Raw genomic sequence first — 10,652 nt, forward strand, 5'->3', positions numbered from 1 at the left:
CCGCAGGCCATCGTCGAGAAATGAGGCATCGCCCACGCACAGGGGGCTTTTAGCGGTCCCTTACGTGCGTACGTGGGAGACTCTCCAACGCCATGGACATATCCGGGACCCACTTCAGAGCCGTACGCGCGGCGCTGTTCACGGCGATCGTCGTGACACTCAGCGCCGCGTCGCACGTGTTGCTGTCCAGGGTCCCGCTGCCGCTGACCACCGTCGCCGCGATCGCCGTCACCGTCTTCGTCGTCTCGTACGCGCTGGCCGGCCGGGAGCGCGGCTTCGGCCGGATCGCCGGTGTGCTGATCCCGCTGGAGCTGGCCGCGGACACGGTGTTCACCGCCGGCCAGCACGCCTGTTACGGCGAGGCGGGCGGCCCGGTCACGGGTCCGCTGCGCCAGGTCGGGCTGGACATGCTGTGCGGCGGCGGCAGCGTGGGCGCCCCGCTGGCGCGGGTCACCGGCGACTCCGACCGGACGGCCGCACTGCTGGCCGGCGCCGGCCCGGCCACCGCCTGGCTGCTGCTCGCCGCGCACATCGGCGTAGGCCTGCTGGCCGCCGCCTGGCTGCGGCGCGGCGAGCGGGCGCTGGCCCAGCTGCTGGACGCCGCGGTCGCCGTCGGCTTCCGGCCGCTACTGATCGCGGTCGCCGCGGTCGTGGTGCTGCCCGCCCCGGCGGAGCACCGGCCGACGCGCACCGCGCACCGTACGGCCACCGCCCGTACCCTCCTCCACTCGCACTCCCTCGGACGGCGTGGACCGCCGTGCTCGGTCACCTTCGCGTGACCCCTTCCTGAGCACGAGCAAGTCCCCACCACACGTATCCCGCGCACGGCATGTGCGCGTCCCACAGGGAGCCCACCCACATGAGCAAGCGGAACAGCAAGGAAGCGAAGTCGGCGGCCCGTGAGCGGCTGCGCCTGGAGCGCGAGCGTCAGGCCAAGCGTGCCAAGGTCAGGCGGCAGGCGATCGTGGCGTCCTCGATCGTCGCGGTCCTCGCGACAGCCGGCGGTATCGGCTACGCCGTCGTCCAGAACAACAAGCCCACCAAGTGGGAGGAGGCCACCGACGCCACGGTGGTCGCCCCGGCCAACACCTCGGGCAAGAACGGCGCGACCGTGCTGATCGGCGACTCCAAGACCGACAACGTGGTCCACCTGTTCGAGGACCCGCGCTGCCCGGGCTGCGCCAGCTTCGAGCAGACCGTCGGCGAGACCGTCAACAAGGGCATGGAGGACGGCGAGTACAAGCTCTCCCTCACGATCGGCACCTTCCTCGACGGCAACCTCGGCGGCGAGGGCTCGAAGAACGCGCTGAGCGCGCTCGGCGCCGCCCTGAACGTCAGCCCCGAGGCCTTCCTCGACTACAAGACCGCGCTGTACTCGACGAAGTACCACCCGGCGGAGTCGACCGACGAGTTCGCCAAGGACAGCTATCTGATCAAGGTGGCGAACACGGTCGACGCGCTGAAGAACAACAAGAAGTTCCAGGACTCCGTCGAGAAGGGCACCTACGACGCCTGGGCGATGAAGATGAGCAAGTCCTTCGAGGACGCCGAGGACGTCGAGTCGACGCCGACCATCAAGATCAACGAAAAGGGCATCACCGTCCCGTCCACGGTCGCGGAGTGGGAGACGGCGCTGAAGAACGCGGGCGTCACGAAGTAACGCAGGGCCGAAGTGCGGGCGAACTCTCGAAAGTTCGCCCGCACTTCGCGTGTCCCGTATTACGGGAAGCCCTTACCGATCAGTAATCTCTGCGACCGTGACCAGTCGCAGATCTCACTCCAACCCCAACTCCCCCACGCCGAGCCGCCGTACGGTCGTCAAGGCGGCCGCGGCCGGAGCCGTCCTCGTGGGCCCGCTGACCACCGCGAGCCCGGCGAGCGCCGCCGAGGCACCGGCGTTCCTGCACGGCGTCGCCTCCGGCGATCCGCTGCCCGACGGCGTCCTGCTGTGGACCCGGGTGACGCCCACCGCCGAGGCGATACCCGGCTCCGGGCTCGGCCCGGACATCGAGGTCGGCTGGACCGTCGCCCTGGACAAGGCCTTCACGAACATCGTCGCCAAGGGCTCGACCACCGCGACCGCCGCCTCCGACCACACCGTCAAGGCGGACGTACGCGGCCTCGCGCCCGCCACGGACCACTGGTTCCGCTTCTCCGCCGGCGGCACCGATTCGCCCGCCGCCCGCACCCGCACCGCCCCGGCCGCCGACGCCGCCACGACCGGTCTGCGCTTCGGCGTGGTCTCGTGCGCCAACTGGGAGGGCGGCCACTTCGCCGCGTACCGTCATCTGGCCGCGCGCGGCGACCTGGACGCGTGGCTGCATCTCGGCGACTACATCTACGAGTACGGCACCGGTGAGTACGGCACCCGCGACAAGGTCGTACGGCCGCACGCGCCGGCTCACGAGATCGTCTCCCTCGCCGACTACCGCGTCCGGCACGCCCGTTACAAGTCAGACCCTGACCTGCAGGCCCTCCACGCTGCCGCTCCGGTCGTCGCCATCTGGGACGACCACGAGATCGCCAACGACGCGTGGTCGGGCGGCGCCGAGAACCACACCGAGGGCACGGAGGGCAGCTGGGCGGCCCGCCAGTCGGCGGCCAAGCAGGCGTACTTCGAGTGGATGCCGGTGCGCCCGGCGATCGCGGGCACCACCTACCGCCGGCTGCGTTTCGGCAAGCTCGTCGACCTGTCGCTGCTGGACCTGCGCTCCTTCCGCTCGCAGCAGGTGGGGATCGGCGACGGCGAGGTCGACGACCCGGACCGCACCCTGACCGGCCGGGCCCAGCTCGACTGGCTGAAGGCCGGGCTGAAGGCCTCCGACACGACCTGGCGGCTGGTCGGCAACTCGGTGATGATCGCCCCGTTCGCCCTCGGCAACCTCACCGCCGACCTCTTCGAGCCCCTGGCCGAGCTGCTCGGTCTGCCGACGGAGGGCCTCGCCCTCAACCCCGACCAGTGGGACGGCTACACCGACGACCGCCGCGAACTCCTCGCCCATCTGCGGGCGAACGGGATCCGCAACACGGTCTTCCTCACCGGCGACATCCATATGGCCTGGGCCAACGACGTGCCCGTCAACGCCGGTACGTACCCGCTGTCGGCCTCCGCCGCCACGGAGTTCGTCGTCACGTCGGTCACCTCCGACAACCTCGACGACCTCGTCAAGGTCCCCGAGGGCACTGTCTCCGCGGTGGCCTCCCCGCTGATCCGCGCCGCCAACCGGCACGTCCACTGGGTCGACACCGACCGGCACGGCTACGGCGTCCTGGACATCACCGCGGCGCGGGCGCAGATGGACTTCTACGTCCTCTCCGACCGCACGAAGGCCAACGCGACGTCGTCCTGGGCACGCTCGTACCGGACGCGCAGCGGGACGCAGAAGATGGAGCGCACGTACGACCCCGTGTAGCTCTCACAAGTTCCTGTAGGGCTCACAGGTTCTGCGTAGATCTCACAGGTTCCTGTGTCGATCTCACAGCGTTTCGAGGAAGCCGAGGGCCACCCGCCAGGTGGCCCCGGCGGCCTCCTCGTCGTAGTCGGGCAGGTCGGGGTCGGTGTAGAGGTGGCCTGCGCCGGCGTATCGGTAGACCTCGACATCGGCGCCGGCCTTGCGCATCTGGAGGTACCAGGCGCTCAGCCAGTCGTCCGGCTCGAAGGGGTCGGGCTCGGCGACATGCAACTGGACGGGCAGTTCGTCCACGGACGCGGTGGCGGCGATGTCCGACGTGCCGTGCAGGAGCAGCAGCCCGCGGGCCTGCTTGTCACCCAGGGCTAGGGTCTGCGCGGTCGCGGCGCCCAGCGAGAATCCGGCGTAGACGAGCCCTCGCTCCGAGTAGGGCGCGGCAGCCAGGACCGCCCGCCTGAGCAGCTCCTCCCGGCCCAGCTCCGTGTTGAAGGCCATGCCCTCCTCGACCGTGTCGAACGTCCGGCCGTCGAAGAGGTCGGGGGTCCACACCTCGTGTCCGGCGGCGCGCAACCGGTCCGCGGCCGCGCGCACCGCGGGCCTCAGGCCGTAGGTCGAGTGGAAGAGCATGATGTTCATGAGGCCATGGTGCCAGCCGGGTAGACAACGAGCCTCGGCGCCCGTACCCCGAGGGCGGCCGAAGTCACATGTTCATCATCCGCGCGGCCGGTTACGTTCGAAGGCATGGAGAATCTACTCCGCCCATTGATCGTCATCGGTGGCTCGGTCTTCCTCACGCTGCTCATCGGCTGGACGACCGACCTGCTGCTGCGCAAGGCGGACCAACGGCACCACGAAACACCTTTGTGGGGCCTGTTGCGCCGCGGCCGCATCCCCTACCAACTGGTCCTGTGCGCGGCCTTCCTCAGAGCGTCGTACGACGAGGCGCAACTGCTGGAGCAGCATCGGACCGCCGTCGGCCGGGCACTGACCCTCGTACTGATCGGCGCGACGGCCTGGTTGGTGATCCGGATCGCGGCGGCGATAGTGGAGACGACGTACAGCCGTTACGCCCGCGCCCACCGCGACCCGGCCCGGGTGCGCCGGGTGCGGACCCAGGTGACGCTGATCACGCGGGTGGTCGCGGCGATCGTCGGTGTGGTGGCCGTGGCCTCGATGCTGCTGACCTTCCCGGCGATGCGCGCGGCCGGCACCTCACTGCTGGCCTCGGCCGGACTCCTGGGCATCGTCGCCGGTATCGCCGCGCAGTCCACGCTGAGCAACCTCTTCGCCGGGCTCCAGATCGCCTTCGGCGACATGGTCCGCCTCGGTGACGTGGTCGTGGTGGAGGGCGAGTGGGGCACGGTCGACGAGATCACCCTCACCTTCCTGACGGTCCGCACCTGGGACGAGCGCCGCATCACCATGCCGGTCTCCTACTTCACCTCGAAGCCCTTCGAGAACTGGTCCCGCGGCGGCGCTCAGATGACCGGCACGGTCTTCGTCCACGTCGACCACGCCGCGCCGCTGCCCGAGATGCGCGAGCGGCTCCGGGACATCCTGCGCGGCTGCCCCGCCTGGGACGGCCGCTATTACGACCTGACCGTCACCGACTCGACCCCCTCCACCATGGAGGTCCGAGCCCTGGTCACCGCCAAGGACCCGGACGACCTGTGGACCGTCCGCGTCACCGTCCGCGAACAACTCATCCACTGGCTCACCGAAACCCACCCGTACGCCCTCCCCCGTGTCAACACCGCCGACGCGGTCCTCCCCCCGACCCACCCCCACGCCCACGCGGACGGCATGGCCCCCCGCACCATACGAGGCCGCATCCACGAGCCGCCGAGGTCGACGGACCGGGGGTGAGCAGAGGGGGCGGCAGGAGCGGTGGGCCGGGGGCGAGCGCATGGGGCCGACATGAGCAGCGGGCCAACAGCGGACAGCGGCGCTCAACCCCCGCAGGAAACCCGGCACTTCTCCGCCAAGGAGTAACGGGCGGTGCCCGGGTGGGCAACCCAACGCCGCTCAACGAAGGCTGCGCACATCCAGATGCCGCAACACCCGATCCACCACCTCGGGATCCGCCCCCGGCTCACTCCGCGCAGCCAACACCTCATGCCGAGCCGCGCTCAACATCTCCCCCTGTATCCGCCGCATCCTCCGAAGCCGGCGCACCCGCTGCTCATGGCCCTCCCGCCGCTCCTCCTCCCCCACCTCCGGACTGATCCGCACCCCGATCTCGAAGGCCCGCCGCAACAACCGCTCGGACAACTCCTCCGGCAGTTCCTCCACCTCCTCGATCTCCTTGAGCCGCCGCTTCGCGGCCTTCGCCGCCCGCACAGCCAGCTCCTTCTCGAACTCCTTCTCAACCCCCTCGTCCGCCCGCACCCCCAACCTCCGCACGAGCCAAGGCAGAGTGAGCCCCTGGAGCACCAGCGTCCCCATGATCACCCCGAACGCGATGAACACGATCTCGTCCCGGTCGGGAAACGGCGCCCCACTGTCCGTCTCCAGCGGAATCGCGAGCGCCAGCGCCACGGACGCCACCCCCCGCATCCCGGACCACCACATCACCACGGTCTCGCGCCACGACATCGGGATCTCCTCGTCGTAGTCCCGCTTCGCGTGCATCCGCCGCGCGAGCCACGTGGCCGGCAGCAACCACACCAGCCGTACGAGGACGACGACGGCCACGACCGCCGCCGCCCAGCCGAGCATCTCGCCCCACCGCCCGGACGCCGTCCGGATCGCGTTGTGGAGTTCCAGCCCGATCAGCCCGAAGGCGACGCCGGTGACCAGCGTGTCCACGACGTCCCAGACGGTGTGCCCGGCGAGCCGCGTCAGGACGTCGTCCGCGCCGAGCGCGTACTCCGCGAGGAACAACGCGGTGGTGAGCACCGCGAGCACCCCGGACCCATGCAGTTCCTCGGCCATCACGTACGACGCGTACGGCACGAGCAGGGTCAGCCCGATCTGCAGCGTGGCGTCCTCGAGGAAGTCCATCAGCTTGTTGGCGGCCCAGCCGAGCGCGAGCCCCACGGCGACGGCGACGACGGCCGACAGTACGAGCTGGAGCGCGGCGCGGGACAACGAGAAGGATCCGCCGACGGCGGCCGCGATGGCCATGTGGTAGAGCACGATGGCCGTGACGTCGTTGAAGAGACCCTCGCCCTCCAGGATCGACACCAGGCGGCGCGGCAGCCCGAGTTGTCCCGCCACGGCCGTCGCCGCCACCGGGTCGGGCGGCGCGACGAGGGCGCCGAGCGCCACGGCCGCCGCGACGGGGAGCCCGGGCACGATCGCGTTCGCCACGGCGGCCACGGCGGCGGTGGTCACGAACACCAGGGCCACGGCCAGCAGGAAGATCGGCCTCCGGTTCGCCGCGAACTGCCGCCAGGAGGTCCGCCGCACCGCCGCGTACAGCAACGGCGGCAAGAGCAGCGGCAGGATGAACTCCGGCGGGATCTCCACATTGGGCACGAACCCCGGCACGGCGAGCGCGATGCCCAGCAACGTCATCAGCACCGGCGCCGGCAGCTTCAGCCGCTCCCCCACCGGCACACTGACCACGGCCCCGAGCAGCAACACGAAAAACAGGGCCAACTGATCCACGCTCAGCACTCCGACGAGGTCTAGACGTTCAGCTCACAGCCCCCAGCGTGCCACGCCCGCTCAGCTCACCCGTTTTGTCCGCCGGTACCCGAGAAACCCGCGTTCTGCCCTCTGTCCGCCTCGCCCACCGCGTCGCTTCCGCCGCACCGGCGAGCAACCGCGGCGGGCGTGCCCGTCGCGGCATCCACAACGGCGCTCTCCGGCGGTGCCGCACCACGAGCACGCCCGCACCCGGCCCTACAGACTCCGCCGCATAGCCCGATGAGGCATCCCCGCGTCCAGGAACTCCGCCCCGTACGCCCCATAGCCCAACCGCTCGTAGAACCCCAGCGCGTGCGTCTGCGCGCCCAGGTCCACCGCGGTCAGCCCGCGCTCCCGCGCCGCCTCCTCGACGGCCCGCACCAGCGCGACCCCGACGCCGAGCCCACGGGCCGCCCGCACGACCGCCAGCCGCCCCAGAGACCCCACATCGGGAGCCCCACCGGTCTTGCCGGCGGCAGCCTCCCCGAACAGCAGCCGCCCGGCCCCGAGGGGCAGCCCGTCATCCCGTACGGCGAGAACATGCACGGCCCCGGCGTCGTACGCGTCGTACTCCAGGTCCTCCGGCACCCCCTGCTCGACGACGAAGACCTCCTTGCGCACCGCGAAGCACGCCTCGCGGTCGCCGGGATCCTCGGCGACGCGCACGGTGTACGGGACCGGCTCCGCACTCACGCGTACGTCTCCTCCCGGACCGTGTCCAGGGCCTTCTGCAGATCCGCCGGGTAGTCGCTCCCGAACTCGACCCAGCTCCCGTCCCCGGGGTGCTCGAAGCCGAGCCGTACGGCGTGCAGCCACTGGCGCGTGATGCCGAGCCGCTTGGCGAGCGTCGGGTCGGCGCCGTACGTCAGGTCGCCGACGCACGGGTGCCGGTGGGCGGACATGTGGACGCGGATCTGGTGGGTGCGCCCGGTCTCCAGCTTGATGTCGAGCAGGGAGGCGGCCCGGAACGCCTCGACCAGGTCGTAGTGCGTGACCGACGGCTTGCCCTCGGCGATCACCGCCCACTTGTAGTCGTGGTTCGGGTGCCGGCCGATGGGCGCGTCGATCGTGCCGCTCGTCGGGTCCGGGTGGCCCTGGACCAGCGCGTGGTACCGCTTGTCGACGGTCCGCTCCTTGAACTGGCGCTTCAGTGACGTGTACGCGTACTCCGACTTGGCGACCACCATCAGACCGGAGGTGCCCACGTCGAGCCGGTGCACGATGCCTTGTCGCTCAGCGGCGCCGGAGGTCGAGATCCGGTACCCGGCGGCGGCGAGCCCGCCGATGACGGTCGGCCCGGACCAGCCGGGGCTGGGGTGCGCGGCCACGCCCACCGGCTTGGCGATCACGACCACGTCATCGTCGTCGTGCACGATCTCCATGCCCTCGACCGGCTCGGCGACGACCTGCACCGGCGCGGGCGCCTGTGGCATCTCGACCTCCAGCCAGGCCCCGCCGTGCACCCGCTCCGACTTGCCGACCACCGACCCGTCGACCGTGACCTTCCCCGCGGCGGCAAGCTCGGCCGCCTTGGTACGGGAGAAGCCGAACATGCGGGAGATGGCGGCGTCGACACGCTCGCCCTCCAGGCCGTCGGGCACGGGCAGGTTACGGATCTCGGGAATCGTGCTCACCCGTCGAGTATGCCGGACGGGTGACACACCCCCGACCGCACCTGTGGATGACCTCGGTCGGCTCGCCGCTCGCGAACGGCCTCAGTCCTTGTGGACGGTCCCGTCCGGGTCGAGCCCCCGGAACGACAGCAGCACTATCAGGATGCCGCCGCACACGATGGCCGAATCCGCCAGGTTGAACACCGCGAAGCCCTTGGGCGCGATGAAGTCGACGACCGCGCCCTCGAAGACGCCCGGCGAGCGGAAGATCCGGTCGGTGAGGTTGCCCAGCGCACCGCCGAGCAGCAGGCCGAGCGCGATCGCCCAGGGCAGGCTGTAGAGCTTGCGGGCGAGCCGGGCGATCACCACGATCACGATCGTCGCGATCATCGTGAAGATGATCGTGAAGGCCTCGCCGAAGCCGAAGGCCGCGCCCGCGTTGCGGATCGCCTCGAACTTCAGCCAGTCCCCGATGATCTCGATCGGCTCGTGGTGCTCCAGCTTCGCGACCACGATCATCTTGCTGATCAGGTCGAGCGCGTACGCCAGCGCGGCGACCCCGAACAGCACGGCGATCCGGCGCTTGCCGCGCGGCTTCGCCGCCGCGTCGGCCTCCGCCGCCGCGGCGCCGTTCTCGCCGTCGGACTGCTCCGGGTCGGCCCCCGCCGCGTCTGGAATGTCCGGCGTACCGATGATGCGCTCCGCCTCTGCCACGTGAGTCCCTCAACCTAGGTTCCTGACTGAGGACAAAGGTACGACACCACCCCCGTGGACCAGGGACTCAGGCGGCGACCGCTAGCGGCGTTCCTGCTTCTGCTTGCATTCCACACAGAGCGTGGCCCGGGGGAAGGCCTGCATCCGCGCCTTTCCGATCGGATTGCCGCAGTTCTCGCAGAGCCCGTACGTGCCCGAGGCGAGCCGGTCCAGGGCGCGCTCGGTCTGGTCGAGCATTTCGCGCGCGTTGTTGGCGAGCGCCATCTCGTGCTCGCGCGTGATGTTCTTCGCCCCGGTGTCGGCCTGGTCGTCGCCCGCACCGTCCCCCGAGTCCCGCATCAGACCGGTGAGCGACCGCTCGGAGGCCTCCAGCTCGGCCCGCAGCCGCATCGCCTCGGACTGCAGTTCCGTCCGGGCCTCGGCGACCTCGGCCGGGCTCCAGGGGTCCTCACCGGGGCGTACCGCGAGCTCGCCGGGCTCCACCGCGGCGGGCCGTGCCTTGGGGACGGCGGTGGGCTTCTTCGCCGCCGTAGCCGTACCAGGAGTGTTCTTCGCAACCACCGTCGTGGCTCCCGTCGTCTCGGCGGCCTGGGCCGCGCCCGCCTTCTTGACCGTGCTCTTCTTCGCAGAGGCGTTCTTCGTAGTGATCTTCGCCGTGCTCTTCGTGGTGATCTTCGCGGCGGTCTTCGTGTCGCGCTTCTTGACCGCGCCCTTCCCGGAGGCCGCTTTCACGGAGGTGCCCTTCTTGGCGGCCTTCTTGGCCACCGCCTTCTTGACCGCGGTCTTCTCGGCCGCCGCTTCCTCGACCACCGCTTCCTCGACCACCGCCTTCTTGGCCACCGTCTTCTTTCCCGCCGCCTTCACCCGCGCGGCCTTCTCGCCCCCGCTGCCGGAGGCCACCGTGGATCGGCCGGACGCCGACTGCTGTCCGGCGGTCTTCTTCGCCACCATGGCCGCGGCCCCTTCACATATTGTGACCTTGCACGCGAATCGTGCTGGGACGATAAATCGACCTGAGTCCCGCGGCAACGGGGCAGACCACCCATTCCACCCGCCTCACGACCGTCGCGCGACGAGCCTGCAAGCGTTGTGCCCAGCTCCCCGCCGGGTATTCCGCCGCGCCGTAGGTCCCAGGATCCGGACGTCCGACCCGCTCCATTCGGGTCACCCCGCAGGTCATCGCGCCCCCGGCCGCCAAGCCCGCCCAAAACCCCGTCGGCCCCCTCCCACGGCCGCCGGAAAACCGGTCGGCCGCTGTCCGTGCGGCGCCGTACACTGGGCG

General features: G+C 70.6%; 10 protein-coding genes. 4 read left to right on the forward strand and 6 right to left on the reverse strand.

What is annotated here, in order from left to right; genetic code table 11:
• Positions 1–92: 92 nt before the first annotated feature.
• The 3 genes from JIX55_RS14045 (at position 93) to JIX55_RS14055 (ending at position 3,413) form a co-directional block, all read left to right on the forward strand.
• Positions 93–779 carry a hypothetical protein gene (locus JIX55_RS14045; protein WP_257563647.1) on the forward strand — a complete coding sequence of 229 codons (687 nt, stop codon included), beginning with the start codon at positions 93–95 and terminating at the stop codon, positions 777–779.
• An 80-nt stretch (positions 780–859) separates the two neighbouring features.
• The gene (locus tag JIX55_RS14050; RefSeq protein ID WP_257563648.1) at positions 860–1,660 is read left to right on the forward strand and encodes a DsbA family protein; all 801 of its coding nucleotides are present in this window, start codon (positions 860–862) and stop codon (positions 1,658–1,660) included.
• Positions 1,661–1,757: 97 nt separating this feature from the next.
• A complete protein-coding gene (locus JIX55_RS14055; protein WP_257563649.1) occupies positions 1,758–3,413 on the forward strand; it encodes an alkaline phosphatase D family protein in 1,656 nt (551 codons plus the stop codon).
• A gap of 63 nt (positions 3,414–3,476) precedes the next feature.
• Here the strand turns inward: JIX55_RS14055 and JIX55_RS14060 are convergent, their stop codons facing one another.
• Positions 3,477–4,046 (reverse strand): dienelactone hydrolase family protein, encoded by a 570-nt coding sequence (locus JIX55_RS14060; RefSeq protein WP_257563650.1) that lies wholly within the window; start codon positions 4,044–4,046, stop codon positions 3,477–3,479.
• 105 nt (positions 4,047–4,151) lie between these two features.
• Between JIX55_RS14060 and JIX55_RS14065 the strand changes: the two genes are divergently transcribed.
• Entirely contained in the window at positions 4,152–5,276 is a 1,125-nt protein-coding gene (locus JIX55_RS14065; protein ID WP_257563651.1) for a mechanosensitive ion channel family protein, read from the forward strand.
• A gap of 159 nt (positions 5,277–5,435) precedes the next feature.
• Here JIX55_RS14065 and JIX55_RS14070 read toward each other — a convergent pair whose 3' ends face one another.
• The 5 genes from JIX55_RS14070 to JIX55_RS14090 form a co-directional block, all read right to left on the reverse strand.
• Positions 5,436–7,022 (reverse strand): Na+/H+ antiporter, encoded by a 1,587-nt coding sequence (locus tag JIX55_RS14070; RefSeq protein WP_257563652.1) that lies wholly within the window; start codon positions 7,020–7,022, stop codon positions 5,436–5,438.
• Positions 7,023–7,259: 237 nt separating this feature from the next.
• Entirely contained in the window at positions 7,260–7,736 is a 477-nt protein-coding gene (locus JIX55_RS14075) for a GNAT family N-acetyltransferase (protein WP_257563653.1), read from the reverse strand.
• On the reverse strand, positions 7,733–8,677 hold the full coding sequence (locus JIX55_RS14080) for an RluA family pseudouridine synthase (RefSeq protein WP_257563654.1): 945 nt from the start codon (positions 8,675–8,677) through the stop codon (positions 7,733–7,735). The genes JIX55_RS14075 and JIX55_RS14080 overlap by 4 nt, the downstream gene beginning before the upstream one ends.
• Before the next feature lie 81 nt (positions 8,678–8,758).
• Positions 8,759–9,370: a signal peptidase II gene (gene lspA, locus JIX55_RS14085; RefSeq protein WP_257563655.1), complete on the reverse strand. Its 612-nt coding sequence runs from the start codon at positions 9,368–9,370 to the stop codon at positions 8,759–8,761.
• Positions 9,371–9,451: 81 nt separating this feature from the next.
• Positions 9,452–10,321, reverse strand: a complete 870-nt coding sequence (locus JIX55_RS14090; RefSeq protein ID WP_257563656.1) for a TraR/DksA family transcriptional regulator — start codon at positions 10,319–10,321, stop codon at positions 9,452–9,454.
• Between the last annotated feature and the right edge of the window lie 331 nt (positions 10,322–10,652).

It is taken from the genome of Streptomyces sp. DSM 40750, from assembly GCF_024612035.1.
Classification (GTDB): Bacteria; Actinomycetota; Actinomycetes; order Streptomycetales; family Streptomycetaceae; genus Streptomyces.

Excerpts from the sequence above, each read along its gene's own strand:
- JIX55_RS14060 (WP_257563650.1), bottom strand. The coding sequence starts at position 4,046 with ATGAACATCATGCTCTTCCACTCGACCTACGGCCTGAGGCCCGCGGTG.
- JIX55_RS14050 (WP_257563648.1), top strand. The coding sequence starts at position 860 with ATGAGCAAGCGGAACAGCAAGGAAGCGAAGTCGGCGGCCCGTGAGCGG.
- JIX55_RS14065 (WP_257563651.1), top strand. The coding sequence starts at position 4,152 with ATGGAGAATCTACTCCGCCCATTGATCGTCATCGGTGGCTCGGTCTTC.
- JIX55_RS14090 (WP_257563656.1), bottom strand. The coding sequence starts at position 10,321 with ATGGTGGCGAAGAAGACCGCCGGACAGCAGTCGGCGTCCGGCCGATCC.
- JIX55_RS14045 (WP_257563647.1), top strand. The coding sequence starts at position 93 with ATGGACATATCCGGGACCCACTTCAGAGCCGTACGCGCGGCGCTGTTC.